This is a genomic window from Streptomyces rubradiris, from assembly GCF_016860525.1.
Taxonomy (GTDB): Bacteria; Actinomycetota; Actinomycetes; order Streptomycetales; family Streptomycetaceae; genus Streptomyces; species Streptomyces rubradiris.
The window spans coordinates 4,712,229-4,739,018 of the sequence record NZ_BNEA01000015.1; the positions used below are offsets into that span (position 1 = coordinate 4,712,229).

24 protein-coding genes are annotated in these 26,790 nt (G+C 73.1%); 12 read left to right on the top strand and 12 right to left on the bottom strand.

The genetic code is table 11. The features are described 5' to 3' along the window. Window positions 1-153: 153 nt before the first annotated feature. Window positions 154-861, top strand: a complete 708-nt coding sequence (locus tag Srubr_RS34230) for a TetR/AcrR family transcriptional regulator (RefSeq protein WP_189992751.1) — start codon at window positions 154-156, stop codon at window positions 859-861. Between the two features lie 5 nt (window positions 862-866). Here the strand turns inward: Srubr_RS34230 and Srubr_RS34235 are convergent, their stop codons facing one another. Then, complete coding sequence (locus Srubr_RS34235) at window positions 867-1,856, bottom strand: helix-turn-helix transcriptional regulator (protein ID WP_189992193.1); 990 nt, start codon at window positions 1,854-1,856, stop codon at window positions 867-869. Between the two features lie 63 nt (window positions 1,857-1,919). Between Srubr_RS34235 and Srubr_RS34240 the strand changes: the two genes are divergently transcribed. From Srubr_RS34240 to Srubr_RS34260, 5 genes are all read left to right on the top strand, one after another. After that, window positions 1,920-3,446, top strand: a complete 1,527-nt coding sequence (locus tag Srubr_RS34240) for an MFS transporter (RefSeq protein ID WP_189992191.1) — start codon at window positions 1,920-1,922, stop codon at window positions 3,444-3,446. Window positions 3,447-3,633: 187 nt separating this feature from the next. After that, window positions 3,634-4,395: a DeoR/GlpR family DNA-binding transcription regulator gene (locus Srubr_RS34245; protein WP_189992190.1), complete on the top strand. Its 762-nt coding sequence runs from the start codon at window positions 3,634-3,636 to the stop codon at window positions 4,393-4,395. Next, complete coding sequence (gene pfkB, locus Srubr_RS34250) at window positions 4,392-5,339, top strand: 1-phosphofructokinase (RefSeq protein WP_189992188.1); 948 nt, start codon at window positions 4,392-4,394, stop codon at window positions 5,337-5,339. The genes Srubr_RS34245 and pfkB overlap by 4 nt, the downstream gene beginning before the upstream one ends. Window positions 5,340-5,607: 268 nt before the next feature. Continuing rightward, complete coding sequence (locus tag Srubr_RS34255; RefSeq protein ID WP_189992186.1) at window positions 5,608-7,965, top strand: PTS fructose transporter subunit IIABC; 2,358 nt, start codon at window positions 5,608-5,610, stop codon at window positions 7,963-7,965. A 129-nt stretch (window positions 7,966-8,094) separates the two neighbouring features. After that, a complete protein-coding gene (locus Srubr_RS34260; protein WP_189992184.1) occupies window positions 8,095-8,355 on the top strand; it encodes a hypothetical protein in 261 nt (86 codons plus the stop codon). Between the two features lie 54 nt (window positions 8,356-8,409). On the opposite strand, the gene Srubr_RS34265 is transcribed toward Srubr_RS34260, so the two are convergent. The 4 genes from Srubr_RS34265 to Srubr_RS34280 form a co-directional block, all read right to left on the bottom strand. Continuing rightward, entirely contained in the window at window positions 8,410-9,156 is a 747-nt protein-coding gene (locus Srubr_RS34265; protein ID WP_189992182.1) for a DUF6227 family protein, read from the bottom strand. A gap of 157 nt (window positions 9,157-9,313) precedes the next feature. Further along, window positions 9,314-10,528, bottom strand: coding sequence for a L,D-transpeptidase (locus tag Srubr_RS34270; RefSeq protein ID WP_189992180.1), 1,215 nt, complete (start codon window positions 10,526-10,528; stop codon window positions 9,314-9,316). Between the two features lie 136 nt (window positions 10,529-10,664). After that, window positions 10,665-11,690 carry a P1 family peptidase gene (locus tag Srubr_RS34275; protein WP_189992178.1) on the bottom strand — a complete coding sequence of 342 codons (1,026 nt, stop codon included), beginning with the start codon at window positions 11,688-11,690 and terminating at the stop codon, window positions 10,665-10,667. A 36-nt stretch (window positions 11,691-11,726) separates the two neighbouring features. After that, the gene (locus tag Srubr_RS34280) at window positions 11,727-12,965 is read right to left on the bottom strand and encodes a low temperature requirement protein A (RefSeq protein WP_189992176.1); all 1,239 of its coding nucleotides are present in this window, start codon (window positions 12,963-12,965) and stop codon (window positions 11,727-11,729) included. Between the two features lie 133 nt (window positions 12,966-13,098). Between Srubr_RS34280 and Srubr_RS34285 the strand changes: the two genes are divergently transcribed. Next, window positions 13,099-13,281, top strand: a complete 183-nt coding sequence (locus Srubr_RS34285) for a hypothetical protein (protein WP_189992174.1) — start codon at window positions 13,099-13,101, stop codon at window positions 13,279-13,281. Between the two features lie 127 nt (window positions 13,282-13,408). Here Srubr_RS34285 and mscL read toward each other — a convergent pair whose 3' ends face one another. The 6 genes from mscL to Srubr_RS34315 all read right to left on the bottom strand — a co-directional run bounded on the left by mscL (window position 13,409) and on the right by Srubr_RS34315 (window position 19,497). Then, window positions 13,409-13,888 (bottom strand): large conductance mechanosensitive channel protein MscL, encoded by a 480-nt coding sequence (mscL, locus tag Srubr_RS34290; RefSeq protein WP_189992172.1) that lies wholly within the window; start codon window positions 13,886-13,888, stop codon window positions 13,409-13,411. 138 nt (window positions 13,889-14,026) lie between these two features. After that, window positions 14,027-14,653 carry a CpaB family protein gene (locus Srubr_RS34295; RefSeq protein WP_229926555.1) on the bottom strand — a complete coding sequence of 209 codons (627 nt, stop codon included), beginning with the start codon at window positions 14,651-14,653 and terminating at the stop codon, window positions 14,027-14,029. A 275-nt stretch (window positions 14,654-14,928) separates the two neighbouring features. After that, the gene (locus tag Srubr_RS34300; RefSeq protein ID WP_189992170.1) at window positions 14,929-15,762 is read right to left on the bottom strand and encodes an S-methyl-5'-thioadenosine phosphorylase; all 834 of its coding nucleotides are present in this window, start codon (window positions 15,760-15,762) and stop codon (window positions 14,929-14,931) included. Between the two features lie 118 nt (window positions 15,763-15,880). After that, window positions 15,881-16,186: an FmdB family zinc ribbon protein gene (locus tag Srubr_RS34305; RefSeq protein WP_189992168.1), complete on the bottom strand. Its 306-nt coding sequence runs from the start codon at window positions 16,184-16,186 to the stop codon at window positions 15,881-15,883. A gap of 67 nt (window positions 16,187-16,253) precedes the next feature. After that, complete coding sequence (locus tag Srubr_RS34310; RefSeq protein ID WP_189992165.1) at window positions 16,254-17,552, bottom strand: MFS transporter; 1,299 nt, start codon at window positions 17,550-17,552, stop codon at window positions 16,254-16,256. A 406-nt stretch (window positions 17,553-17,958) separates the two neighbouring features. Beyond that, complete coding sequence (locus Srubr_RS34315) at window positions 17,959-19,497, bottom strand: potassium/proton antiporter (protein ID WP_229926578.1); 1,539 nt, start codon at window positions 19,495-19,497, stop codon at window positions 17,959-17,961. 205 nt (window positions 19,498-19,702) lie between these two features. On the opposite strand from Srubr_RS34315, the gene Srubr_RS34320 reads away from it, so the two are divergent. Then, a complete protein-coding gene (locus Srubr_RS34320) occupies window positions 19,703-22,618 on the top strand; it encodes a penicillin acylase family protein (protein ID WP_189992163.1) in 2,916 nt (971 codons plus the stop codon). A gap of 103 nt (window positions 22,619-22,721) precedes the next feature. Here Srubr_RS34320 and Srubr_RS34325 read toward each other — a convergent pair whose 3' ends face one another. Continuing rightward, on the bottom strand, window positions 22,722-23,342 hold the full coding sequence (locus Srubr_RS34325) for a 5-formyltetrahydrofolate cyclo-ligase (protein ID WP_189992162.1): 621 nt from the start codon (window positions 23,340-23,342) through the stop codon (window positions 22,722-22,724). 96 nt (window positions 23,343-23,438) lie between these two features. Between Srubr_RS34325 and galU the strand changes: the two genes are divergently transcribed. From galU to Srubr_RS34345, 4 genes are all read left to right on the top strand, one after another. Next, on the top strand, window positions 23,439-24,350 hold the full coding sequence (galU, locus tag Srubr_RS34330; protein WP_189992160.1) for a UTP--glucose-1-phosphate uridylyltransferase GalU: 912 nt from the start codon (window positions 23,439-23,441) through the stop codon (window positions 24,348-24,350). Beyond that, window positions 24,347-25,669: a molybdotransferase-like divisome protein Glp gene (gene glp / locus Srubr_RS34335; RefSeq protein WP_189992158.1), complete on the top strand. Its 1,323-nt coding sequence runs from the start codon at window positions 24,347-24,349 to the stop codon at window positions 25,667-25,669. The genes galU and glp overlap by 4 nt, the downstream gene beginning before the upstream one ends. 126 nt (window positions 25,670-25,795) lie before the next feature. Next, window positions 25,796-26,275 (top strand): cyclic pyranopterin monophosphate synthase MoaC, encoded by a 480-nt coding sequence (gene moaC, locus Srubr_RS34340; RefSeq protein WP_189992156.1) that lies wholly within the window; start codon window positions 25,796-25,798, stop codon window positions 26,273-26,275. Beyond that, window positions 26,272-26,772, top strand: coding sequence for a MogA/MoaB family molybdenum cofactor biosynthesis protein (locus Srubr_RS34345; RefSeq protein ID WP_189992154.1), 501 nt, complete (start codon window positions 26,272-26,274; stop codon window positions 26,770-26,772). The genes moaC and Srubr_RS34345 overlap by 4 nt, the downstream gene beginning before the upstream one ends. Window positions 26,773-26,790 lie beyond the last annotated feature (18 nt).

The following is a 26,790-nucleotide window of genomic DNA, read 5'->3' on the forward strand; positions in this document are numbered from 1 at the left end:
CGTACCTGAACCCCGGGGTGGACCGCCGGATGGCAGATTCTGCCACACGGGCATAGCCTGCCGGGCATGAGCACCACCCAAACCCCCGCCCACCAGCCGTTTTCCGTCTCCGCGCCGGTGTCCCTCACCGAACGCCGGAAGGCCGAGACACGGATGGAGATCGCCCGGGCGGCGGCGGCCCTCTTCGTCCGGCAGGGCCTGCGGGCGACCCGCGCCGAGGACATCGCCCAGGCCGCGGGCATCGCCCCGCGCACGTTCTACCGCTATTTCGCCACCAAGGAGGAGGCGGTCGCCCCCCTCTACGCCGCCGGAGCCCGGCGCTGGATCGAGGCGGTCCGCACGGCCCCGGCCGGCCTGCCCGTCCCGCAGGCCCTGGAACACGCCGTCCGCCACACCCTCACCCCCGGCCTCGGCGTCTCCGCCGCGTCCTGGGAGTGGCTGCGCACCCTGGTCCGCCTGGCCGACACCAGTCCGGCCCTGCGCAAGGTCTGGGCGGAGGTGTGCCTGTCGTCGGAGGGCGCGCTGGCGGAGATCCTCGCGGCCCGGGAGAGCGGCCCGACGGCACCGGCGCCCCAGGGCGCCCCGGCTCCGGCGCGGCCCGGCGGCGTGGAGTGCGGCAGCCCGGAACCGGCAGGGTCCGGCGCGGAGCGCGGCACCCAGGGCCCGGCGCTCACCCCGCGGCTCCGGTTCGCGGCGGCCGTGGCCGGGGCCGCCGTACGCGTCGCCGTGGAGTCCTGGGCCGGAACGGCGGCCCGCCCCACCGGCCCCGAGGGCCCGGCGAGCCTGGCCGTACGCAACCTGCGCGCGCTACGGGACTTCGAGTGGCTCGGGAACCCGCCTTGCGCCCCTGAGATCCCCTAGGTCTCCTAGGTTCCGTACGGCCCTTCCGGCCCGGCGTTCGCCGCCCTGGTCAGGCGGTCGCCCAACCGTCGTACGCACTCCGCCAGTCCGCCCGGCCCGCGCACCGCGAACTCCACCTCCGTCATCGCCAGCCGGACCGCCAGCCACTCCATGGGGTCGCCCGTGGTGCCCCGCAGGACGCAGCCGCCCGTGCCGTCGTCCTCGGGCACCCCGAGCCAGGCGGGAAGGCGCGCGGAGACCTGTTCCGCGGGCGCGGCGAACCGCACCTCGAAGGCGTACGTCTCCTGGCGCCCGTGGATGGACTGCCGCAGGTACTCGGCGGCGCTCCCCGTCGGCGGTTCCCGCGGCGCGAACCGGACGCCGGTCGCGAGCGGTTCGCTCACCCGGTCCACCCGGAAGGTGCGCCAGTCCGCCCGGTCGACGTCGTAGGCCACCAGGTACCAGCGCCGTCCCGTCGACACCAGCCGGTGCGGCTCGGTCAGCCGGCGGGAGGCGCTGCCGTCCTTGTCGCGGTAGGCGAACCGCAGCCGTTCGTGCCCCGCCACCGTGGACGCCATCACGGTCAGCGTCTCCGGCGCGATGCCCGGCCCGTCGCCGAGGGTCAGCGGTGTCGTCGCGGCCTGGAGCGTGGACACCCGGTGGCGCAGCCGGGACGGCAGCACCTGCTCCAGCTTGGCCAGCGCCCGTACGGCCGCCTCGTCCACCCCCTCGATGGCGTGCCCGGCACCGGCCCGCAGCCCCACCGCGATCGCCACGGCCTCCTCGTCGTCCAGCACCAGCGGTGGCATCGCCTTGCCCGCGACCAGCCGGTACCCGCCGTCCGCGCCCCGCGTCGCCTGCACCGGATACCCGAGCTCCCGCAGCCGGTCCACATCCCGCCGCACGGTCCGCCGGGACACCCCCAGCCGGTCGGCCAGCTCACCCCCGGGCCACTCCCGGGGCGTCTGGAGCAGGGACAGCAGCTGAAGCAGCCGGGCGGGCGTGTCGGTCGTCATGGCTGTGAGCATGCCGCACCTATAGGTCAAGAGCTGACCTATAGGTGCCCTAGGTTTCCCCTCATGACCACTCCGACGGCGCTCTCCGCCCCACCTCACGACCGAACCCGCTGGCTGGCCCTGGCCATCGTCATGACCGCGGCCTTCATGGACCTCGTGGACGTGACGATCGTCAACATCGCCATCCCGTCCATCCAGCGGAACGAACACGCCTCGGTGGGCCAGATCCAGTGGATAACCGCCGGCTACGCCCTCGCCTTCGCCGCCGGCCTGATCACCGGCGGCCGGCTCGGCGACATCCACGGCCGCAAGCGGGTGTTCCTCGCCGGCATCGGCGGCTTCACCCTCGCCTCCGCCCTGTGCGGCTTCGCGGCGAACCCGGAGATGCTCGTCGCCTCCCGCTTCCTCCAGGGCGGCATGGCCGCGCTGATGGTGCCGCAGGTGCTGTCGATCGTGCACGCCACCTTCCCCGCCCACGAACGCGGCAAGGTCTTCGGCCTGTTCGGCGCGATCGTCGGCCTCGGTGCGGTGTCCGGCCCGCTGCTCGGCGCGCTGCTGACGGAGTGGAACCTGTTCGGCCTCGAATGGCGGCCCATCTTCCTCATCAACCTGCCCGTCGGCGTGCTCGCCTGGCTGCTGGGCCGCCGGTTCATCACCGAGTCCCGTGCCCCGAAGGCGCTGAAGCTGGACCTCGTCGGGGTCGCCCTGGTCACGCTGGGCCTGCTCATGCTGCTCTACCCGCTGACCCGCGGGCGCGAGCTGGGCTGGCCGCTGTGGGGGTACCTCTCGATGGCCGGCGCCCTCCTCGTCTTCGCGGCCCTGGTGGCGTACGAGCGGCGCAAGGCGGCGCGGGACGGCTCCCCGCTGGTCGAGCTGTCGCTGTTCCGGGTGAAGAGCTTCGCCGCCGGTATCGCCGTACAGACCGTGTTCGGGGTCGCGCTCGGCATCTTCTTCCTGGTCTGGACGCTGTACATGCAGATCGGCCTGGGCTGGAGCCCGCTGCGGGCCGGGCTGACCGGGGTGCCGTTCTCGCTCGCGGTGTCCACGGCGGCCGGGCTGTCGGTGCAGCGACTGGTTCCGCGGTTCGGCCGCAAGGTGCTCCAGACGGGCGCGCTGGTGATGGGCGCGGGCGTGCTGCTCTACCTGTGGGAGGCCGACCACTACGGCCTCGCCATCGCCTCCTGGCAGATGGCCCTGCCGCTGGTCGTGATGGGTCTCGGCATGGGCCTGATCGTCGCCCCGCTGACCGACGCGGTGCTCTCCGAGGTGCCGCGCGAGCACGCCGGTTCCGCGTCCGGGCTGATCAACACCGTGCAGCAGATGGGCAACGCGCTCGGGCTGGGGCTGGTGTCGGTGGTCTTCTACGGGCAGATCGGCGACCGGCTCGCCGCCGCCCAGGTCGGCCCGGCCTTCGTGCACGCCTTCCAGCACGCGCTGTGGTACGTCGCCGGGATCATGGGCGCGATCTTCCTGCTGATGTGCGCCCTGCCGAAGCGCCCGGCCCAGCACGTGGAGGGCGCGGGGGAGGAGACGCCGGCGGAGGAGACGCCGGCGCCGGAACGGGAGCCCGAGCCGCAGCCGGCGGGCTGACCGCGTACGACGAGGGGCCCGGCACCGGAGAGGTGCCGGGCCCCTCGTCGTACGCCCGCACGCGACCGGGTCCGGCCGGAAGTCCGTTCATGCCCGATTGAAGTCCGAGCCTGTTTACTTTCCGGATATCCAGACGTAGCCTCCCTGAGAAACCACACGTTCGGGCACGAGGCGGAGGCGAACGGACATGTACGCACCGGAGCGGCAGCAGGAGATCCTCCGGCTCGCCCGGGACGGCGGCCGGGTGGACGTGCTGTCGCTGGCCGAGGCGTTCCAGGTCACCGCGGAGACGATCCGCCGCGACCTGAAGGCCCTCGACCGCGCCGGTCTGGTCCGCCGGGTGCACGGCGGTGCCATCCCGGCCGGCCGCTTCGACTTCGAGCCGGACCTCGCCGAGCGCGAGTCCACCGCCGCCGACGAGAAGGACCGCATCGCCAGGGCGGCCCTCGCCGAACTGCCCGCCGAGGGCACGGTGATCCTCGACGCCGGTACGACGGTGGCCCGCCTCGCCGCCACCGTCCCGCTGGAGGCGTCCCTCACCGTCGTCACGCACAGCCTGCCCATCGCCGCCCGGCTCGCCGACCACCCGGGCATCCAGCTCCACCTGGTCGGCGGCCGGGTACGGCACCGCACGCGCGCCGCCGTGGACGCCTGGGCGCTGCGCGCGTACGGCGAGATCCGCGCCGACGTGCTGTTCGTCGCCGCCAACGGCTTCTCCGCCGAGCACGGGCTGACCACCCCCGACCTCGCCGAGGCGGCGGTCAAACGGGCCGCGGTCGGCGCCGCGCGGCGGGTGGTGCTGCTGGCCGACTCCGGCAAGCACGGCCAGGAGCACTTCGCCCGCTTCGGCGGCCTGGGCGATGTGGACCTGCTGATCACCGACAGCGGGCTGAGCCCGGACGACGCCGCCGCCATCGAGCGCGGCGGCACGGAAGTAGTGCGCGCATGATCCTCACCGTCACCCCCAACCCGTCCCTCGACCGCACCTACGAGGTGCCCGCACTGGAGCGCGGCGAGGTCATCCGCGCCGCCGGTGAGCGCGTGGACCCCGGCGGCAAGGGCGTGAACGTCTCCCGGGCCGTCGCCGCCGCCGGCCGGCGCACCCTCGCCGTACTGCCCCTGGGCGGTGCGCCGGGCGCGCTCGTCGCCGGCCTGCTGGACGCGCAGGGCATCGAGGTCGCGCCGGTCCCGGTCGCCGGCGCCACCCGCTCCAACATCGCGCTCGCGGAAGCCGACGGGGTGCTCACGAAGATCAACGCGCCCGGACCGGAACTGTCGGCGGCCGAGCAGGAACTCCTGCTGGACACCGTACGGTCGCACTCCCGTGCCGCCGACTGGATCGCCTGCTGCGGCAGCCTGCCCCGGGGGCTCGCGCCGTCCTGGTACGCCGACCTAGTCACCCGGGCGCACGCCGCCGGCGCGCGGATCGCGCTGGACACCTCGGGGCGCGCCCTCCTGGAGGCGCTGCGCGCCCGGCCCGACGTGGTGAAGCCGAACGCCGGGGAACTGGCGGAAGCCGTCGGCAGCCCACTGGCCACCGTGGGCGACGCGCTCAAGGCGGCCGAGGAACTGCGCGCGCTGGGCGCCCGCGCCGTCCTGGCGAGCCTGGGCGCCGACGGACAGCTCCTGGTGGCGGACGCCGGTGCCTGGTTCGGCAGCGCCCGGGTGTTCGCCGTCCGCAGCAACGTCGGCGCCGGGGACGCCTCCCTGGCCGGCTTCCTCATCGCCGGCGGCACCGGTCCCGAGGCCCTGGCCTCCGCCGTCGCCCACGGCGCCGCCGCGGTCCGGCTCCCCGGCAGCCTGATGCCGGCGCCCGCCGACCTGGACCCGGCGGCGGTGACCGTCACGGCGGACATACCGCTCGGCCGCGAACTGACGGAGCCGGTCGGATGACCGCGCTCGGCCGTGAACTGAGGGAGCCGGTCGGATGATCCCGCTCGGCCGTGAACTGAGGGAGCCGGTCGGATGATCCCGCTCGGCCGTGAACTGAGGGAGCCGGTCGGATGATCCCGCTCGGCCGCCACGGCACCCGCCCGGGCGCCCGCCCGCCGGGCGGACGGGCCGGTCCCGTCCCCCGTACCACCCCGCCCCCTCACCGCACCCCCGTCCCCACACCCGCCGACCCCTGCCCCTGGGCGGCACGCGCGCGAAGGAGCCCGCGATGAGCGACATGATCGGCGCGGACCTGGTCGACCTCGACCTGTCCGCCGGCACCAAGGAGGCGGCGGCCCGCGCCCTCGCCGAACGCATGGTGGCCCGGGGCCGGGTGACCGACCTGGAGGGTTTCCTCGCCGACGTGGCCGCCCGCGAGGCCCAGATGCCGACCGGGCTCGACGGCGGCATCGGCATCCCGCACTGCCGCAGCGCCCATGTCACCGAGCCGACCCTCGCCTTCGGCCGCAGCGCCGCCGGTATCGACTTCGGCGCCCCGGACGGCCCGGCCGACCTCGTCTTCCTGATCGCGGCACCCGCCGGCGCCGACGACGCCCACCTCACGATCCTCTCCTCCCTCGCCCGCAAGCTGATGAACGCCGAGTTCACGGCCGCGCTGCGGGCGGCGGACTCCGCGCAGACGGCGGCGGCCCTGATCCGGGGCGACGAGCCGCCGACGGGGGCCCTGGTCCGGGACGGTGAGCCGCCGACGGGGGCCCTGGTCCGGGACGGTGAGCCGCCGGCGGGGGAGGGAGCGCGGGCCGCGGGCGTCCCGGGCGCCCCTGAGGAAGCTCCGGGTGTCGTCCCGGACGCCCCTGAAGACACCGCTGTGGCTCCGGCGGCGGCCTCCGCCGGAGCCACAGCGGGCAGCACGGCGGAGACGGCCGCGGCGAGCGCGGCGGGTACGTCCACCAGGACCGGTACGTCTGCTGGGCCCGGTGCGCCCGACGAGCCCGGTACGAGCGGTGAGCCGGGTGCACCCGGCGCCCCCGGTGTTCCCGCCGCCGGAGCCGCCGGAGCCGCCGGAGCCGCCGGAGCCGCCGGGGGTGCCGTCCCCGCCCCCGGCACGGACCAGCCCCGGCCCTTCCGGATCGTGGCCGTCACCTCCTGCCCCACCGGCATCGCCCACACCTACATGGCGGCCGAGTCCCTGGAGAACGCGGGCCGGGAGGCGGGGGTCGAGCTGGTCGTCGAGACGCAGGGCTCGGCCGGTTTCGCCCGGCTGGACCCGGCGGTGATCGCGGCGGCGGACGGCGTGATCCTCGCGCACGACGTCCCCGTACGCGACAAGGACCGTTTCGCGGGCAAGCCGACCGTCGACGTGGGCGTGAAGGCCGGCATCAACCGCCCCGCCGAACTCATCGCGGAGGTCCGCGAGAAGGCGGCGCGCGGCGAGGCGAGCGCTCCGGCGCACGCACCGGCGGGCACGCCGGTCGAACGCGCGGGCGACGCCACGGAGGGCTACGGCACCAAGCTCCGCACCTGGCTGATGTCCGGCGTCAGCTACATGGTCCCGTTCGTCGCCGCAGGCGGTCTCCTCATCGCCCTCGGCTTCGCGATCGGCGGCTGGCAGGTCGACAAGGCACCCTCGGTCATGGACCACTTCGTGTGGACGCAGACCGACAGCTGGGGCGCGCTGCTCTTCCAGATCGGGGGCGTCGCTTTCAAGTTCCTCGTCCCGGTCCTGGCCGGCTACATCGCCTACGGCATGGCCGACCGGCCCGGCCTCGTCCCCGGCTTCGTGGGCGGCGCGATAGCGCTGGACGCGGACGCGGGCTTCCTCGGCGGCCTGGCGGCCGGTCTGATCGCCGGTGGCGTGGTGCTGGCGATCCAGCGGGTGCGTATCCCGGCGGTGCTGCGCGGCATCATGCCGGTGGTGGTGATCCCGCTGCTCTCCTCGGCGGTCACCGGCTTCCTGATGCTCGTCGTCATCGGCAAGCCGATCGCCTCCGCGCAGAAGGGCCTCACCGACTGGCTGAGCGGGCTCACCGGCAGCAACGCCGTCCTGCTCGGCGCCCTGCTCGGCCTGATGATGTGCTTCGACCTGGGCGGCCCGGTCAACAAGGTCGCCTACGCCTTCGCCACCGCCGGCATCGCCGTCACCGACCCCAGCGACTCGGCGATGCGGATCATGGCGGCGGTGATGGCGGCCGGCATGGTCCCGCCGCTGGCGATGGCCCTGGCCACCACCGTGCGCGGCCGGCTGTTCACCCCGGCCGAGCGCGAGAACGGCAAGGCCGCCTGGGTGCTGGGCGCGTCCTTCATCTCCGAGGGCGCGATCCCGTTCGCGGCGGCCGACCCGCTGCGGGTCATCCCGTCCGCCATGGCGGGCGGCGCGCTCACCGGCGCCCTGTCGATGGCCTTCGGCGCCACCCTGCGCGCCCCGCACGGCGGTGTCTTCGTGGTCCCGCTGATCGGCAGCCCGCTGCTGTACCTGGTGGCCATCGCGGCCGGGGTGTGCGTCACTGCGGCCTTGGTGGTCCTCCTCAAGGGAATGCGCGGGCAGGCCCCCGAGTCCGGGACCACCGGCCCGGCCGCGGAGCAGGCCGGTGCCCGGAAGGACACCGGGCAGCCGGTGGCCGCCTGACCGCGCGGCGCCGGCCGCGACCCTTCACGGCGTCTTGTCCCTTTGCACCGCTGTGAGTTGTTCACGGCACCTGCGAGATACGTCACGGTCCGGGGCGGAAGTCCCGGACCGTGGTGTGTACTGGGGTGCATGCCTGAGCACGCCCCGACTCTCCAGCTGATCGGTGTGACCGTCCTCGCGGTGGCGGCCGTCGTGTGGGCCGGCGTCCTGCTGCGCCTGCTGCGCCGCGCGGGTCTCGCCGCCGGGGCGGCCGGCGCCCGGCGCCGCACCGTGCCGCTCCCGGCCGTGCCGCGCCAGTCCCCGGTCGGCCCGCCCCGGGAGTCCGTCGAGCTGACCCCCGCCGAACAGGACGCCTTCGCGGGCCTGGTACGCCACCTCGCCAACGGCTGACCCGCGGCACCACCCGGCCGGCCCCGCGCCCGGCGGACTCCGGGGCCGCCCGCGTCACCCCTGCCGCGCCGCGCGCCGCTCCATCGCCTCCCGGGCCGCCTCCTCCGACATGTACACCTCGCACATGTGCCGCCCGTCGGGCGTGGCGGTGTGCTCCACCTCCCACAGGGAGATCTCGGAGCCGTCCGGCAGCAGGAAGGCGTGCTCGTACAGCGCGTAGCTCAGCCCCGCCCGGCCGGCCCGTCCCGGCCTGCCGAACGCCTGGGTGATCTCGTGCGCGGTCGCCGTCGCCAGCAGCGCCGCCGTCTCGGCGCCGGGGCGGTCGGGGTTCTCCGCGCGGCGCAGCAGCCGGCGCGCGTGGTCCGCCGAGTCGTCCGAGGCGAACACGTGCCGGGGCTCGGGGATCGCCCACAGCCGCATCAGCGCGGGCAGTTCCGCCTCCGGGGTGTCCGTCGGCATCCCGAGCCGGTCCGCGGCGGTCCGCAGCTCCTCCTCGTCCAGATACACCTCGTGCTCCGGCGCGCTGCCCGGAGCGGAGTTGTGCACCAGCTCCCACAGCGTGACCGCCGAGCCGTCGGCGAGCAGCCAGGTGTGCCGGTACGTCTCCCGGCGCAGCCCCGAGCTGTGGTAGGCCGAGTGCAGCGAACTGTCGTGCGCCAGCGCGCAGTCCAGCTGCCGTATCACCTCGTCCGGCAGCTCGAAGGAGTTCAGGGCACGGCCGAGGAGTCGCGCGAGATGCTCCTCCGGAGACTCGGGCGACTCGGCTGGTTCGTACGCTTCGGTCTCGTACGGAACGCTCAAGGTTTCTCCCGGCGTCGCTGCATGTCACCTTGTGGGTGCATACCGTAGCCCCTCGGCCGGACATCGTGCCCGGGAACCGAGAAAACGTACGCCGGGAAAACGCGCGGGCCGCGCGAAGAGTTCCCGCGCGGCCCGTCACTGAGTCAAAAACCGCCGGTCAGACGGCACTTCCCGCAGTCCAGGCGCTCCACTGCATGTTCCAGCCGTTGAGGCCGTTGTCGGGAGCGACCGTGGTGTCCGGGGAGTTCTTCACGATCACGACGTCCCCGATGAGCGTGTTGTCGTAGAACCACTTGGCCGACGTGGCGCCCTGCGCCCCCTGGACGTCCGCGAGGCCGACGCAGCCGTGGCTGGTACCCGATCGGCCGAACGGCGGGTTGCCCTTGTTGTACCAGTAGTTGCCGTGGATGAACGTCCCCGACGTCGTCAGCCGCATCGCGTGCGGCACGTCCGGTATGTCGTACTCCCCGCCGAAGCCGACCGTCGAGCCGTTCATGCGGGTCTGCGTGAACTTCTCGGAGATCACCATCTGCCCGTTGTACGTGGTGTGCTCCGGGCTGCCCGCCGAGATCGGCACCGACTTGATGGTCTGCCCGTCCCGCACGACCGTCATCGTCTGCGTGTTGGCGTCGACCGTGGAGACCTGCGACCGCCCGACGGTGAAGGAGACGGTCTTCTTCTGCACGCCGTAGACGCCCTGCGCGCCCTGCACGCCGTCCAGGTCGATGTTCATCGTGACCTTGGAGCCGGCCTTCCAGTACTCCTGCGGCCGGAAGTCCAGCCGCCGGTCGCCGAACCAGTGCCCGACCACCTGCTGGCCGCTGCTGGTGTTGACCGTGATGTGCGACTGCACGGCCTTCTTGTCCGTGATCGACTTGTCGAAGGTGAACGACACGGGCATGCCCACCCCGACCGTCGCGCCGTTGTCCGGCGTGTAGGTGCCGATGAAGCTGTTCGCCGAGCTGACGGTGGTGAAGATGGAGTTCGCCGCCGCCGTGCGCCCCTCGGGGTCCTTCGCGGTCGCGTTTATCTCGTACTTCGTCCCGCGCTCCAGCTGCCGCTCGGGCTTCCAGGTGTGACCGTCCGCCGATATCGCCCCGGGCACGGCCTGCCCCGAGCCCGCCACGGTCATCTTCACCTCGGTCAGCTTGCCGTCGCTGACCTTCACCCCGGTGGCGTTGATGGACGCCCCCGTCGAACCGTCCTTGGCCGATATCGCGATCTTCGCCGTCGACGTCTTGGGGGAATCGCCGCCCTTGCCGTCGTTCCCGGCGCCGGCGTCGCCGCCGCAGGCGGTCAGGGTGAGGGCGCCGACCATCAGGGCGGCACAGGCCACCAGTGCGCGCCGCGCTGCAATGTCCGGCGTTGTCACGGGCTGCTCCAGGTTCGTGTGATGTGCGGGAATCCGTTCCGTCGTGAGGGAAGAGGGCGCGGGCGCCGGGGAAGGTTCCCGGCGGTCCCCGTTGACGCCATCACGTGACAGAACCGCGACAATCCGGCCCCCGGCGCTACCCCTCCCCGTACAACTGCGCGTACGACGGCCAGACTCCGCCCGGCCCGTCGACCGGCCCGGCGGCCCGCACCGCCCGTACGATCGCCCGCGTCACCAGGTCCGCGCCGGCCGCCAGGATGTCGTTCAGCGCCAACGGGTGCGCGTCGAGCGGGCGGTCGCCGGTCGCCAGCGCGAACACCGTGTCCCCGTCGTGCAGGAGGTGTACCGGCCGCACCGCCCGGGCGATCCCGTCGTGCGCGGTGCCCGCCAGCTTCTGTGCCTGCGCCTTGGTCAGGGCTGCGTCCGTCGCGACCACCGCCAGCGTCGTGTTGAGCGGCGGCGGCGCGTTGCCGGCGGCGGCCTTCGCCAGCCGCTCCCGCGCGGCCTCGTGCACCCGCTCCTCCGGGTAGGCCACCCGGCCCTGGAACAACTCCCCGTACAGCACCCCCGTCTCCGGATCCAGCACCGCTCCCGCCGCGTTGACGACCACCAGCGCGGCCACCGTGATCCCCGGGCCGAGCACCGTGCTCGCGGTGCCCACTCCGCCCTTCAGCTGCCCGGCGACCGCGCCCGTGCCGGCGCCCACGCACCCCTCGGGCACCGGCGCCCCCGGCGCGCTCGCCGCCGCGGCCTCCACCGCCGCCCGGCCCGTCGCCGCGTCCGGCCGGGCCCGGAAATCCCCGCCGCGCCCCAGGTCGAAGACGCACGCCGCGGGCACCACCGGCACCACATGCGCCGGGTCCGGCCCCACGGGCACCCCGCGGCCCCGTTCCTCCAGCCAGGCCATCACCCCGGACGCCGCGTCGAGCCCGTAGGCGCTCCCGCCGGTCAGCACCACCGCGTCGACCCTCTGGACCACGTCGCGCGGGTCGAGCGCGTCGGTCTCCTTGGTGCCGGGGCCGCCGCCGCGCACGTCCACGGCGGCGACGGCGCCGCCCTCCGGCGCGAGGACCACCGTGGTCCCGGTGAGCCAGCCGTCACCGACCCGGGTGGCGTGACCCACCCGCAGCCCGGCGACATCCGTCAAAGCGTCAGCTGTCATGGACGCCAGTGTGACCGAGTGCCCTCCCCGGAGGGCTCAGCCGGCCGGGGCGGCGGTGCCCGGACGGCCCTCCCCGGCGGCCGTGCGTGCCGTCAGCGCCACCCCGGTCACCACCGAGGCCGCGGACACCAGTCCCGCCGCGAACACCGCCCAGTCGCCGAGGAACGTGCAGCAGATCACCAGCAGGGCCGTGACCGGAAGCACCAGCTGCTGGGCGAGGCCCACCTTGAAGTGCCGGGAGTGCAGCGCCCACACCGTCAGCAGATACAGCGCCGTCGGCAGGGTGACGGCGGCCGACGCGGCGAGGGTGGAGATGTGCGCTTTGCCGGTCGCCTGCTCCACGGCCACCTCCAGCCCCGCGCCGACGGCCGCCGCCGAGGCGAACACCACGTAGTGGCCGTAACCCCAGACGAACGCCCGCCTGCTGGAGCGCAGATGTCCGTGGATGGGGACCGCGAAGTAGATCCACCACGCGGCGAAGACGATCAGCAACCCGCCCGCCGCGATGGGCAGCAGCTCGGCCGGTGTGCTGCGCTCGGCCAGGGCGGACTTCACCGCGACCGTGGCCGCGGCGATCGTCTCGCCGAGCACGATGATCGTGAACAGTCCGTAGCGTTCGGCGATGTGATGCGGGTGCCAGGGGGTCATCCGCTGCCGCTCGGCGTACAGCGGCACGCACAGTTCCACGAGCGCCATCACCAGGAACACCCAGGGCCGCGCGGGCTCCGGCAGCAGCACCAGGCCGAGCCAGCCCGCCTGGCACAGCAGCACCCCGCCCGCGTACCGCAGTGCCGTGGTCCGCTCCGTGCCGCCGGCCGATCTCGCGGCTCTCAGCCACTGCCAGACCATCGCCAGCCGCATGATCGCGTAACCGAGCCAGACCAGCAGGAAGTCGCGGTCCGTGAAGGCCCGGGAGACACCGGCCGCCAGGACCAGCACGCCGGCGATCTGCACGAGGGTGACGACCCGGTAGAGCGCGTCGTCGTTGTCGTACGCGGAGGCGAACCAGGTGAAGTTCATCCAGGCCCACCAGATCGCGTAGAACACCATCGCGTAGTCCAGGATTCCGGTGCCCGCGTGTCCTTCCGCGACGGCGTGCACCAGCTGCACGCCCGCCTGCGCGACCGCCACGACGAAGCACAGGTCGAAGAACAGCTCCAGCGGGGAGGCGACGCGGTGCGCCTCCTCCCGGCCGCGTGCGGTGAGCCGTCGCAGGGGGCCCGGGGGCCGCGGTGCGCCGGAGGGGGCGGGCGGGGGCGCGGAACTCGGCGTCATGATTCCCAGGACAGCAGAAACCGGCCGCGAAATCCTGTTCACGCCCTCGTGCGCGCGAAGGGCGGGCCGGCCGTCCGGCGCCGGGGGCGGGCAGCCCGCCGGGCCGCCGGCACGGGAGCCGTACCCTGGTGGCATGAGCACCGCTCCCGAATCCGCTCCCGAGCCGCGCGCCCCGAAGCCCGCGCTGGTCTTCGACGATCCGCTGGACCAGCAATCCTCGGACGACACCGACCGCGGGTGGGGCGAGCGGACCGACGGCGACAGCGCCGCCGACCTCAAGCGCTTCCTGGACGAGAAGCCGCCGCACCACCTCTGAACGGACCACCGCCGCTGAGCGGACCGCTCCCTCCGCACGGGCAGCCGTCTGCGGGCTGGCGTCCTCTTGTGGGCGGGCCTCCTCTTGTGCGCGGGCGACCGCCGGTGAACGGTCTCCCGGAGCGTCGCTAGCGCTCGCCGGTCCGTCCCGGGCCGCGCTGTGCGACCAGGGCGTCCCGGATCTCCTTGAGCACCTCCAGCTCGCTCACCTCCACGATCTCCTTGGTGCCCTCGCGCGCCGCCTTCCGGTCCGCCTGCCGGGCCAGGTACTTGGACATCGGCAGGACCATCAGGAAGTAGACCACCGCCGCGGTGATCACGAAGGAGAGTGTGGCGCCCAGGACGGAGCCCCACATGATCGGCACACCGCTCTGCACCGTGCCGTCGGCGGCCACCTTGCACGGGGACTTCAGGCAGGAGCTGTAGTGGTCGAGGTTCTGCGTGCCGATCGCCCCGACCAGCGGGTTGATGACTCCCTTCACCACCGAGTTGACGATGTTGGTGAAGGCCGCGCCGATGACCACCGCGACTGCCAGATCGACGACGTTGCCGCGCATCAGGAAGGCCTTGAAGCCCTGCCAGACGCTCGGTTCCTTCTTCGCGCTCACCTCGGGGACTCTCCTCGTATGCACAGGGTGTGGAACGAAACGCTCCGCAACCTACGGCAGGGTGCGGCCCCGGTGCCCACTTCGGTAACTCGATCGAGCGACTTGACAGCAATCCGTTGACGGGGTGTGCACGCTGGTTCAGCACAGCGTCACCGCCAGGCGCGCGGTGGCACTCGCGCCGACCAGCCGGGCGGCCGTGGCCCGGGGCACCGACAGCACGATCAGGGCCCCGCTCTCGGCGGTGCCGCCCGGCGGTTCCGGCACCTTCGTCACCCTGACACCGCGCGCGAGCACCCGGGCGCCGTCGGCGGGCGGTTCCTGCGCCGCGATGACGTCGACGCGATCGCCGGGCCGGAGCAGCCGCACCGTGGCGGCGTCCGCGATCCGCACCGGGGCCGTCACCAGCTCCGCCGCCGGGCGCGGCCGTACCGGGCCGACGGGGTGCCCGCGGGGCCGCTGCGGTCCGTGCGGCTCCGGCGCCGTCCCCGGACCCGCGGCCACCAGCGCCGCCGCGGTCACCGCGAGACCGACGGCCAGGGCGCGCCTGCGGTGTCGCACCAGCCGTTGCAGCTGATACCGCCCGCCGCGCACCCGTACCGGATCGAAGGGGGGTACCTCGCGGATCGCCGGGGCGTCCGTACCCAGCGGGCGCGGCGGCCGGAAGGGGGCTGGGAAGGAGGAGCGGGCGGGTGAGCGCGGGTGGGGGAACGGCGGGTACGGGGACGGGGCCGGGCGGAGGGAGAGGGGAGGTACGGGCGAGGTCATGGGGTCACCGCCTGCGACGAGGATTTCGGCTTGCGGTGCCACGATGACGGCTCCCGCCGGATCGCGCCGGGACCGGTGGACGACGAACGGCTTGTGGATAACTCGCTCACCCGAACGAGAGATTCCGCCCATTACCCGGCTGGGCCCGGCAGCCAAGCCTGTGCCGGCACCCCCGAGCAAGCCCCGTCAGCAACCCCTTGCCCACCCCGCCCTACGGCAGCGCGAACCCTGGGTCCGTCTCCCGTACGGCAGCGCGAACCCTGGGTCCGTCCGCCCTACGGCAGCGCGAACCCCGGCTCCATCCCGCCGAGGGCGTTCACGCACAGGCAGTCCCGGGCGTCGGGGGCCGGCAGGGCCGCCACCGCGTCGAACAGGACGCCGCGCAGGCGGTCGACGTTGGCCGAGAAGACCCGCAGGACCTCATCGTGCGAGACGCCCTCGCCGGTCTCGGCGCCCGCGTCCAGGTCGGTGGCCAGGGTCAGCGACGTGTAGCACAGCTCCAGTTCCCGGGCGAGCGCCGCTTCCGGGTGGCCGGTCATGCCCACCACCGACCAGCCCTGGGCCTGGTGCCACAGCGACTCGGCGCGCGTCGAGAAGCGCGGGCCCTCCACCACGACCAGCGTGCCGCCGTCCACCGGCTCCCAGTCCCGGCCGCGCGCCGCCTTCAGCGCGACGGCCCGGCCGGTGGGGCAGTAGGGGTCGGCCATGGACACGTGGACCACGTTCGGCACGGTGCCGTCGGGCAGCGGCAGCCCGTCGAAGTAGGTCTGCGCCCTGGACTTCGTACGGTCCACCAGCTGGTCCGGGATCAGCAGGGTGCCCGGTCCGTGCTCGGGGCGCAGCCCGCCCACCGCGCACGGGCCGAGCACCTGCCGGACGCCGACCGAGCGCAGTGCCCAGAGGTTGGCGCGGTAGTTGATGCGGTGCGGCGGCAGATGGTGGCCGCGGCCGTGGCGGGGCAGGAAGGCGACCCGCCGCCCGGCGACCTCGCCGAGGAAGAGGGAGTCGCTGGGCGCTCCGTAGGGGGTGTCCACCTGGACTTCGGTCACGTCGTCCAGGAAGGAGTAGAACCCCGAGCCGCCGATTACGCCGATCTCTGCGTTCGCCATGACCAGCACACTAGCGGCCCGCGGAAGGGCGGGGGAGCCGGTGCGCGGACAGCCGGTCCGGTGCCGGGACGCCGAAGACCCCGCCGTCGGGCGACGGCAGGGTCCCGGGTGAGAGGTCTCAGGCGGCGGAGCTGCTGGTGGAGCTCGACGACGAAGACGACGAAGACGAGGCCGACGACGTCGAGGCCGACTTCGTGTCCGACGACGAGGCGGCCGGCTTCGAGGCCGGGCTGCTGCTCGACGTGGAGCCGCGGGAGTCGTTGCGGTAGAACCCGGAGCCCTTGAAGACGATGCCGACCGCGGAGAACACCTTCTTCAGGCGCCCGTTGCAGCTGGGGCACTCGGTCAGGGCATCGTCGGTGAACTTCTGCACCGCCTCAAGGCCCTCGCCGCACTCGGTGCACTGGTACTGGTAGGTCGGCACTGTCTTCCTCCTGGCACTCTCACTCAATGAGTGCTAACGACGGTCCATAGTGACGTATTCCCGGGGATCAGTCCACCGCTACCGGGGTGCGGTGACCCACGCCACGCGCGACGGTGCGGTTCCGGTCCGGTGTGACCAGCCGCGAGCGCAGGGCCACCAGGGTGATCAGCGCGAGCACGGTACCGCCCATGGGCACCAGGAACCCGGCGCCGTCCCACAGCCGGTCCTCCAGCTGTCCCGCGACCGTCACGGCGGCGGCCTGGCCGAGCGCGACCGCGCCGGTCAGCCAGGTGAACGCCTCGGTACGGGCGCCGGCCGGGACCAGTCCGTCGACCAGCGTGTAGCCGGTGATCAGGGACGGGGCGATGCACATGCCGACCAGCAGGCCGAGCGCGGCGAGCAGCGCGACGGAGTGCGCCGGCCACAGCGCCGACGCCGCCACCGCGAGCGCCGCGTAACCGATCAGCAGGCGCTTCTGGGGCGCCGTCTTCCAGGCGATCGCGCCGCAGACGATGCCGGACAGCATGTTCCCGGCGGCGAAGACGCCGTACAGGACGCCGTTCAGGCCGGGCTCGCCGATCGACTCCGTGAAGGCCGCGAGCGAGACCTGCATGCCGCCGAAGACCGACCCGATGCCCAGGAAGATCACGATCAGCACGCACACGCCCGGGACGCGCAGGGCCGAGGCGTGCCGCACGCGCGCGTGCCCGGCCTCCTGGGACACCGACGGCTCGGTGCTCTTCTGGGCGGCGAAGAGGAGACCGCCGACGAGGGTCAGCGCGCCCTCCGTGATCAGGCCGGCGGCCGGCGCCACGGTGGTGCACAGCGCGGTCGCCAGCAGGGGACCGAAGACGAAGGTCAGCTCGTCCGTGACCGACTCGAAGGCCGCCGCGGTGGTCATCAGGGGCGAGCCCTGGAGCTTGACCCCCCAGCGCGCCCGCACCATGGGGCCGACCTGCGGCACCGAGGCGCCGGTCGGGACGGCCGCGACGAACAGCGCCCACAGGGGGGCGTGCGCCAGCGCGAGCGCGGTCAGGGAGATGCCGGAGACCGTGTGCACCAGCACGCCCGGCACCAGGACCGCGCGCTGGCCGTAGCGGTCGGCCAGCCGGCCGCTGTAGGGCGCGAACAGTGCCATGGAGACGCCGGTGACCGCGGCGACGGCGCCCGCGGCGCCGTACGAGCCGGTGGTGTGCTGGACGAGCAGCACGATGGAGAGGGTGAGCATCGCGAACGGCTGACGTGCCGCGAAGCCGGGCAGCAGGAACGTCCAGGCGCCGCGGGTGCGCAGCAGCTGTCCGTATCCGGGGCGGGAGGACGCCGGCGAGGTCTTCTCCGGTTCGTTGGTGGTGACCGTGGATCCCACGGCCCGTGCCTTTCTGCCGCCTGGTAGCGCGCGACCCCGTGCGGGCCGGGCGCCGAGAGCTGTCCTCTTGCGCGGACTGCGGTAGATGCCGGTGCCCGCTCAGGTGGGGGCGACCCGGCCGCCATACGGTCGCGCCAGCTCTGCGTCAGGCAGAGTTGGTTCGATCAGGGTGCGCCCCAATCGTACAGGGATCACCGCTTGCGCGACTGTGAAAACGAGCACCATCCGGTCGTCCGCCTGAGTTTCCACGGGGAGCGGCCACCAAGAAACGCGTCCTGCCAGCGCCTTCCCAGCATCCTCCCAGCGCCCTGCCAGCGCCTTCCCAGCGTCCTTCAAGAGCCCTTCAAGCGCCCCCTAGCGCCCTTGACACGCGCACCATGCTCCTACGCGGCCTCGCGGCGGACCCTCAGCGCGAGCCGTTCGTCCCCAGCCAGCCCGCCAGCTTGCCGCCGTGGGCGACCGCGCGCAGGCGCCGTTCCGCCGCGTCACGGACCGGATCGGTGGCGACGACCAGCAGCTCGTCGCCGCGCCGCAGCACCGTCGTGGGCAGCGGGACAAACGATTCCTCTTCGCGGACGACCAGCGTGACGGCCGCGCCTGGCGGCAGCCGCAGCTCGCTGATCTCCACGCCGTGCATCCGCGACCCCTCGGGAACGGTGACGGACAGCAGATGCCCGCGCAGCCGCTCCAGGGGCGCCGACTCGATGCCGAGGTCGGACGCCTCGCCCTGCTCGCCCAGCCGCAGCAGGCGCGCCAGCCAGGGCAGGGTCGGGCCCTGGACCAGGGTGTAGACGACGACCAGTACGAAGACGATGTTGAAGATGCGGCGGCTGGCGTCGACGCCGTTCACCATGGGGATGGTGGCCAGGATGATGGGCACGGCGCCGCGCAGCCCCGCCCACGACATCAGGGCCTGCTCCCGCCACGGCACCCGGAACGGCGCCAGGCTGCCCACCACGCTCAGCGGGCGGGCCACCATGGTCAGGACCAGCCCGATGACCACGGCGGGCAAGATGTCGTCGCCCAGCTCGTGCGGGGTGACCAGCAGGCCGAGGACGACGAACATGCCGATCTGGGCGATCCAGCCGAGCCCCTCGGCGAAGCCGCGCGTGGCCGGCCAGTGCGGCAGGCGCGCGTTGCCGAGCATCATCGAGGCCAGGTAGACGGCGAGGAAGCCGCTGCCGTGCGCCAGGGCGCCGGCGGCGTAGGCGGCGACGGTGATCGCGAGCACGGCGATCGGGTAGAGGCCGGAGGCCGGCAGCGCCACGTGCCTGAGCCCCCAGGACCCGAACCAGCCGACGGCGATCCCGATGGCCGCGCCGATGGCCAGCTCCAGGGCGATCTCGCCGAGCAGCAGGTACCAGTGCTCGACCGGGCCGGCCGTGGAGAAGGCGACGACGAGGATGACCACCGGGGCGTCGTTGAAGCCGGACTCCGCCTCCAGCGTGCCCGTCACGCGCGCGGGGAGGGGAATCCTGCGCAGGACCGAGAAGACCGCCGCCGCGTCCGTCGACGACACCACCGCGCCGATGATGAGCGCCTGCCGCCACTCCAGCCCCACCAGGTAGTGCGCGCCCGCCGCGGTGACCCCGACGCTGATCGCGACGCCCGCCGTGGCCAGCACGGAGGCGGAGGACAGGACCGGCCGGATCTCCTTCCACTTCGTGCCGAGGCCGCCTTCGGCCAGGATCACGACCAGGGCCGCGTACCCCATGACCTGGGTCACCTCGGCGCTGTCGAAGTGGATGCCGCCGATGCCGTCCTGGCCCATGAGGACGCCGATGCCGAGGTAGACGAGCAGGCTGGGGAGCCCGCTGCGGGAGGAGATCCGGACGGCCGCGACGGCGACGAGCAGGACGGCGGAGCAGACGAGCAGGAGCTGGTTGAGGTGGTGAACAGTCAGCGGGCGTTCCTCCCTCGTATCTGGGGCTGGGGACCTCCGTATGTGGGGTCGGCGCCTCCGGTTACTTCGTTACCTTACCTAACTCTTGACGCTTTCTTGACGTTCGGCAGGGCAAGATCGAACGCTCGTGCGCGCTGGTTCGCGACTCCGCGTCAAGCGGGACGGGGCCCTGCGCCTATGGTTGCTCCAGCGCTCATTCAAAGTCACAGCCCGACCTGCCGCTCGCGTTAGGACAGCAAGGACAGCGATGCCCCCCAACACCACCGCCACAACGGGTGACACCGCCACCACGGGTGCCACGTCCGTCAAGTCCGGCAGGAAGAAGGGGCGCAAAGCCCGCCTGATCGTGCTGGTGCTGGTCCTGGCCGTCATCGGAGGCATCGCCTACGGGGCGTACTGGACGATCAGCACCGTACGCGCCTCCTTCCCGCAGACCACCGGCACGCTCCGGCTCGACGGCCTGTCCGGTCCGGTCGACGTGAAGCGGGACGGCTACGGCATCCCGCAGATCTACGCCTCCTCGGACGCGGACCTGTTCATGGCGCAGGGCTACGTGCAGGCGCAGGACCGGTTCTACGAGATGGACGTGCGCCGGCACATGACCTCCGGGCGCCTGTCGGAGATGTTCGGCAAGAGCCAGGTCGAGAACGACGAGTTCCTGCGCACCCTCGGCTGGGACCGGATCGCCGAGCAGGAGTACGAGACCAAGCTGTCGGCCGCCACGAAGAAGTACCTCCAGGCCTACGCCAAGGGCGTCAACGCCTACCTGGAGGGCAAGAACGGCAAGGACATCTCCCTCGAGTACGCGGCCCTGGGCCTCACCAACGACTACAAGCCGCAGAAGTGGACCCCGGTCGACTCGGTGTCGTGGCTGAAGGCGATGGCCTGGGACCTGCGCGGCAACATGCGCGACGAGATCGACCGCGCCCTGATGACCAGCCGCCTCGGCCCGCAGCAGATCCAGGACCTGTACCCGGCCTACCCGGCCGGCCGCAACAAGCCGATCGTGCAGGAGGGCCAGTACGACGAACTGACCCAGGCCTTCGAGCAGAGCGGCGCCACGGGCACGTCCGGCGGCACGGGCGCGACGGGCAGCACGGGCGCGACGGGCGGCACGGGCACGACCGGCGGCACGGGCACGACGGGTACCACCGGTACGACCGGCACCACGGGCACGACCGGCCTCACCGGCGGCCTCACCGGCTCCTCCCAGGGCGCGGCGGGCACCTCCGGCTCCGCCACCGCCACCGGCGGCGGATCGACGCTCAGCGGCCAGCTGGAGGGCCTCACCGAGGTCCTGGACGACCTGCCCACGGCCGTCGGCGTGAACGGCCAGGGCATCGGCTCCAACTCCTGGGTGGTCGCCGGGAAGCACACCATCACCGGCAAGCCGCTGCTCGCCAACGACCCGCACCTGTCGGCGTCCCTGCCGTCCGTCTGGTACCAGATGGGCCTGCACTGCCGGAGCGTCTCCGACAAGTGCCAGTACGACGTCTCGGGCTACACCTTCGCCGGCATGCCCGGTGTGATCATCGGCCACAACGCGAAGATCGCCTGGGGCCTGACCAACTCCGGTGTCGACGTCACCGACCTCTACCTGGAGAAGGTCAGCGCGAACGGCTACCTCTACGACGGCAAGGTCCGCCCGTTCAAGACCCGCGAGGAGACGATCAAGGTCGCCGGCGGCAAGTCCAAGACGATCGTCGTCCGCCAGACCCAGGACGGGATGCCGCTGCTGTCCGACCGTGACGACGAACTCGTCCAGGTCGGCAAGAAGGCCACCGTGAACACCGCCGCGCCCGACCGCGGCGACGGCTACGGCATCGCGCTGCGGTGGACCGCGCTCGACCCGGGCACCACCATGGACGCCGTGTTCGCGCTGGACAAGGCGTCCGACTGGAGCGAGTTCCGCGCGGCGGCGGCCCAGTTCGACGTGCCCTCGCAGAACCTGGTCTACGCCAGCACGGACAACCACATCGGCTACACGCTGCCCGGCCGGATCCCCACCCGCTCGGAGGGCGTCACCGGCGCCGTCCCGGCACCGGGCTGGGACTCGAAGTACCGCTGGACCGGCTTCGTCGAGCAGGACGAACTGCCCTACGAGTACGACCCCGAGCGCGGCTACATCGTCACCGCCAACCAGGCCGTGGTCGACCCGGAGAAGTACCCGTACACGCTGACCACCGACTGGGGCTACGGCACCCGCAGCCAGCGCGTCACCGACCTGATCGAGTCCAAGATCAAGGGCGGCGGCAAGGTCTCCACCGACGACATGCGGCAGATGCAGCTGGACAACAGCAGCGAGATCGCCAAGCTCCTGGTGCCCAAGCTGCTGAAGATCAACCTGTCCGACCCGGAGGTCCGCCAGGCGCAGAAGCTGCTGGAGGGCTGGGACTACACCCAGGACGCCGACTCGGCGGCGGCGGCGTACTTCAACGCCGTCTGGCGCAACGTCCTCAAGCTGGCCTTCGGCAACAAGATGCCCAAGGAGCTGCGGGTCAAGGGGCAGTGCCTGTGGGTCGACAAGATCGACAGCACCGGCCCGGTGGACGACGACACCAAGGTGCGCGAGTGCGGTCAGCGCGACGCCGACCAGGCGCAGCCGGACGGCGGCGACCGCTGGTTCGAGGTCGTGCGCACCCTGATGGACAAGCCGGACAGCGACTGGTGGAAGGCGCCCAAGTCGGGCACCCGCCCCGGCGCGGCCAACCGCGACCAGCTCTTCGCCCGGGCCATGATCGACGCCCGCTGGGAGCTGACCGCCAAGCTCGGCAAGGACATCGACACCTGGAGCTGGGGCCGGCTGCACCGGCTGTTCCTGAAGAACCAGACGCTCGGCACCGAGGGTCCCAAGGCCCTGCAGCTCCTGCTGAACCGCGGCCCCTGGAAGCTCAGCGGCGGCGAGGCCGCGGTGAACGCGACCGGCTGGAACGCGGCCGGCGGCTACGACGTGGTCTGGGTGCCGTCCATGCGGATGGTCGTCAACCTCGCCGACCTGGACAAGTCGAAGTGGATCAACCTGGCCGGCGCCTCCGGACACGCGTTCAACGCGCACTACACCGACCAGACCGGCAAGTGGGCCGAGGGCGAGCTGCTGCCCTGGTCGTTCTCGGGCAAGGCGGTGGACAAGAGCACGAGCGACACCCTCGTCCTCAAGCCGTGATCTCGACGGCGCCCCGCTGAAAACGGCCCTCCACGCGCGCGTGGAGGGCCGTTTCCGTCCCGCAGGCGGGTTTTCCGGCCCTCCAGGAGGCGGGTCTCCCGGGTCAGGTGACCGGGAAGCGGCGCACGCCCGACGGCGTCACCACGGCGTGCACCGGCCTGTCGTGCGCCTCGGCCGGGACGCGCGGGACGACCTCGGTGTCGTAGAGCAGCACCACGAGCAGGGGGCGCGCGCCCGCGCGTTCCAGCCGGGCCAGCACCCGGTCGTAGGAGCCTCCGCCGCGCCCCAGGCGCATCCCGCGCGCGTCCACCGCGAGACCCGGCAGCAGGACGACGTCCGCGCCCGTCACGGCGTCCGGGCCGAGACGCGGGCCGGAGGGTTCGAAAAGCGCCATCTTTCCGCTGTGCCGGATTTGTTCGAGCGAGTCCGGACCGGTGTATGCGCCCCAGTCCAGGTCGTTGTCGGGCAGCAGCGCGGGGAGCAGCACGCGCACCCCTCGCGCGCGCAGCGCCTCCAGCAGCGGGAGGGTGGACGGTTCGCCGCCCACCGAGACGTACGCGGCCACTGTCCGCCCCGCGGCCAGCTCGGGCAGTTCCAGGGCGCGCTCGGCCAGCTCGCGGCCCGCCTCGCGGACGCCGGCCGCCGTCAATCCGCTCCTCGCGCCGAGCAACTCCCGCCGCAGCGCGCGCTTGTCGGCACCGCCCGCGGGCCCGTCGTGTTCCACTGGCCGTCCTCGCCGCCTTTCGTCATGCCGCTCATATGAGCGGCAATCCACCCGAGTCACAGTTTCCGCACAAAGGCACCCGATATTGTGGCGGGCATGACTCAGTCCCACCCCAGGATCAGCAAGGCTGTCATTCCCGCAGCCGGCCTCGGCACCCGGTTCCTGCCGGCGACCAAGGCCACTCCCAAGGAGATGCTGCCCGTCGTCGACAAGCCCGCGATCCAGTACGTGGTCGAGGAGGCCGTGTCGGCGGGGCTCGACGACGTCCTCATGATCACCGGACGCAACAAGCGCCCGCTGGAGGACCACTTCGACCGCAACTACGAGCTGGAATCCGCACTGGAGAAGAAGGGCGACGCCGAGCGGCTCGCGAAGGTGCAGGAGTCCAGCGACCTGGCCACCATGCACTACGTCCGCCAGGGCGACCCCAGGGGACTCGGTCACGCCGTGCTGTGCGCCGCCCCGCACGTCGGCCACGAACCCTTCGCCGTCCTCCTCGGTGACGACCTGATCGACCCCCGCGACCCGCTGCTGCGGCGCATGATCGAGGTCCAGGAGCAGCACGGCGGCAGCGTCGTCGCCCTCATGGAGGTCGCCCCCGAGCAGATCCACCTCTACGGCTGCGCCGCCGTGGAGGCCACCGCCGACGGCGACGTGGTGAAGGTGACGGGACTGGTGGAGAAGCCGGACCCGGCGGACGCCCCGTCCAGCTACGCGATCATCGGCCGCTACGTCCTGGACCCGGGTGTCTTCGGCGTCCTGCGCGAGACCGAGCCCGGCCGCGGTGGCGAGATCCAGCTCACCGACGCCCTCCAGCAGCTCGCCCAGGACGAGAAGGTGGGCGGCCCCGTGCACGGCGTCGTCTTCAAGGGCCGCCGCTACGACACCGGCGACCGCGGCGACTATCTGCGTGCCATTGTCAGACTCGCGTGCGAACGTGAGGACCTGGGCCCGGACTTCCGGACCTGGCTCCGCAGTTATGTAGCCGAGGAGATGCAGCAGTCTTGAGCAGCGCCGCGACCCGTCCCGCCGGCCCGGACGACCTGTGGTCGGTGGACGAGCACCTGGACGACATCCTCGCCACCGTCCGCCCCCTGGAGCCCATCGAGCTGCAACTGCTCGACGCCCAGGGCTGCGTCCTGGTGGAGAACGTCACGGTGCCGGTCTCCCTGCCCCCGTTCGACAACAGCTCCATGGACGGGTACGCGGTGCGGGTCGCGGACGTCGCCGGCGCGAGCGAGGAGTTCCCGGCCGTCCTGGAGGTCGTCGGGGACGTCGCGGCCGGCGCCGCCGATCCGGTACGGGTCGGCCCCGGGCAGGCCGCGCGCATCATGACCGGCGCCCCGCTGCCGCCCGGCGCCGAGACCGTCGTCCCCGTCGAGTGGACCGACGGCGGGCTCGGCGAGGGCCCGGCGAGCGGCATGCGGGCGCGCAGCCTGGCCCCCGAGGGCGCGGAGGGGCAGGTGCACGTGTACCGGCCCGCCGAGGCACGCGCGCACGTGCGGGCCGAGGGCAGCGACGTACGGGCCGGCGAGCTCGCCCTGGAGGCCGGTACGGTCCTCGGCGCGCCGCAGATCGCGCTGCTCGCCGCGATCGGCCGCGGCACGGTGCGGGTCCGCCCGCGCCCGCGCGTGGTCGTGCTGTCCACCGGCAGCGAACTCGTCCAGCCCGGTGAGGAACTGGCCCCCGGGCAGATCTACGACTCCAACAGCTTCGCCCTCACCGCCGCCGCGCGGGACGCGGGCGCCATCGCCTACCGGGTGGGCGCGGTCGCCGACGACGCCGAGACGCTCCGCACCACCATCGAGGACCAGCTCATCCGCGCCGACCTGCTGGTGACCACCGGCGGGGTCAGCGTGGGCGCCTACGACGTCGTCAAGGAGGCGTTGTCGTCCGTCGGCGACGAGGACGAGGCGGGCAGCGGCGTGGAGTTCCGCAGGCTCGCCATGCAGCCCGGCAAGCCGCAGGGCTTCGGCACCGTCGGCCCCGACCACACCCCGCTGCTGGCCCTGCCCGGCAACCCGGTGTCGTCGTACGTCTCCTTCGAGCTGTTCGTCCGCCCCGCCATCCGCGCCCTGATGGGCCTGACCGGACTCCACCGCCCCCGCACCCGGGCCACGCTGAAGGCGGACGCGGCGCTGCGCTCGCCCCGGGGCCGCCGCCAGTTCCTGCGCGGCCGGTACGCCGACGGCGAGGTGACCCCCGTGGGCGGGGCCGGATCCCACCTGATCGCGGCGCTCGCCAAGGCCGACGCGCTGATCGTCGTCCCCGAGGACACGGAGTCCGTGGAGCCCGGCGGCGAGGTGGAGGTCGTGCTGCTCGGCTGAGGCACGCGCGCGTGCCCGTCCACGGGACGATCCTGGTCCGCTGTCCGGCCCGGCTTGGCGGTACCGTTGCGCGCACAGCAGGCCCGCGCCGCGCACCGCGCGGGCCCGGACCGGGAGCGCCACAGCATGAGTACGCAGGAACGGCTGACGCACATCGACGAGGCGGGTGCGGCCCGCATGGTCGACGTATCCGGGAAGGACGTGACCGCGCGCACCGCCCGTGCCAGTGGCCGGGTCCTCGTGTCACCGCGGGTGATCGAGCTGCTGCGCGGCGAGGGGATGCCCAAGGGTGACGCCCTGGCCACCGCGCGCATCGCCGGGATCATGGGGGCCAAGCGGACCCCTGAGCTGATCCCGCTGTGCCACCCGTTGTCGGTGTCCGGTGTGACACTGGACCTGTCGGTCACGGACGACGCCGTGGAGATCCGGGCCACCGTGAAGACCACGGACCGCACGGGCGTCGAAATGGAGGCCCTCACCGCGGTGACGGTCGCCGCGCTCACCGTGGTCGACATGGTCAAGGCGGTCGACAAGGGGGCGGTCATCACGGACGTGCGCGTGGAGGAGAAGACGGGCGGCAAGTCGGGCGACTGGAGCCGGGCATGAGCTACCGCGCCCTGGTGATCACCGCCTCCAGCCGGGCCGCCGCCGGCGTCTACCCGGACAAGGGCGGCCCGCTGGTCGCCGACGGTCTCAGGGGCCTCGGCCTCGACGTGGCCGGGCCGCGGGTCGTCCCCGACGGCGCCCCCGTGGAGGAGGCCCTGCGGGCGGCCGTGGCGGCCGGGTACGACGTGGTGGTCACCACCGGCGGCACCGGCATCTCGCCCACCGACCGCACCCCGGAGGCCACCCGCGCGGTGATCGACCGGGAGGTGCCGGGCATCGCCGAGGCGATCCGGGCCCACGGGCGGGAGAAGGTGCCCACCGCCGCGCTGTCCCGGGGCCTGGCGGGCGTGGCCGGGCGGACGCTGATCGTGAACCTGCCCGGGTCGACCGGCGGAGTGCGCGACGGCCTGGCCGTGCTGGAGCCGCTGCTGGTGCACGCCGTCGACCAGATCCGCGGCGGCGACCACCCGAGACCCGGCAGCGGGGGTGCGAGCTGAACAGCCCTTCCTGGCCCG

Bases quoted from the DNA above. Each gene is read 5' to 3' on its own strand.
- Srubr_RS34230 (WP_189992751.1), top strand. From the start codon at position 154: ATGGAGATCGCCCGGGCGGCGGCGGCCCTCTTCGTCCGGCAGGGCCTG.
- Srubr_RS34235 (WP_189992193.1), bottom strand. From the start codon at position 1,856: ATGACGACCGACACGCCCGCCCGGCTGCTTCAGCTGCTGTCCCTGCTC.
- Srubr_RS34240 (WP_189992191.1), top strand. From the start codon at position 1,920: ATGACCACTCCGACGGCGCTCTCCGCCCCACCTCACGACCGAACCCGC.
- Srubr_RS34245 (WP_189992190.1), top strand. From the start codon at position 3,634: ATGTACGCACCGGAGCGGCAGCAGGAGATCCTCCGGCTCGCCCGGGAC.
- pfkB (WP_189992188.1), top strand. From the start codon at position 4,392: ATGATCCTCACCGTCACCCCCAACCCGTCCCTCGACCGCACCTACGAG.
- Srubr_RS34255 (WP_189992186.1), top strand. From the start codon at position 5,608: ATGAGCGACATGATCGGCGCGGACCTGGTCGACCTCGACCTGTCCGCC.
- Srubr_RS34260 (WP_189992184.1), top strand. From the start codon at position 8,095: ATGCCTGAGCACGCCCCGACTCTCCAGCTGATCGGTGTGACCGTCCTC.
- Srubr_RS34275 (WP_189992178.1), bottom strand. From the start codon at position 11,690: ATGACAGCTGACGCTTTGACGGATGTCGCCGGGCTGCGGGTGGGTCAC.
- Srubr_RS34280 (WP_189992176.1), bottom strand. From the start codon at position 12,965: ATGACGCCGAGTTCCGCGCCCCCGCCCGCCCCCTCCGGCGCACCGCGG.
- Srubr_RS34285 (WP_189992174.1), top strand. From the start codon at position 13,099: ATGAGCACCGCTCCCGAATCCGCTCCCGAGCCGCGCGCCCCGAAGCCC.
- Srubr_RS34295 (WP_229926555.1), bottom strand. From the start codon at position 14,653: ATGACCTCGCCCGTACCTCCCCTCTCCCTCCGCCCGGCCCCGTCCCCG.
- Srubr_RS34300 (WP_189992170.1), bottom strand. From the start codon at position 15,762: ATGGCGAACGCAGAGATCGGCGTAATCGGCGGCTCGGGGTTCTACTCC.
- Srubr_RS34320 (WP_189992163.1), top strand. From the start codon at position 19,703: ATGCCCCCCAACACCACCGCCACAACGGGTGACACCGCCACCACGGGT.
- galU (WP_189992160.1), top strand. From the start codon at position 23,439: ATGACTCAGTCCCACCCCAGGATCAGCAAGGCTGTCATTCCCGCAGCC.
- moaC (WP_189992156.1), top strand. From the start codon at position 25,796: ATGAGTACGCAGGAACGGCTGACGCACATCGACGAGGCGGGTGCGGCC.
- Srubr_RS34345 (WP_189992154.1), top strand. From the start codon at position 26,272: ATGAGCTACCGCGCCCTGGTGATCACCGCCTCCAGCCGGGCCGCCGCC.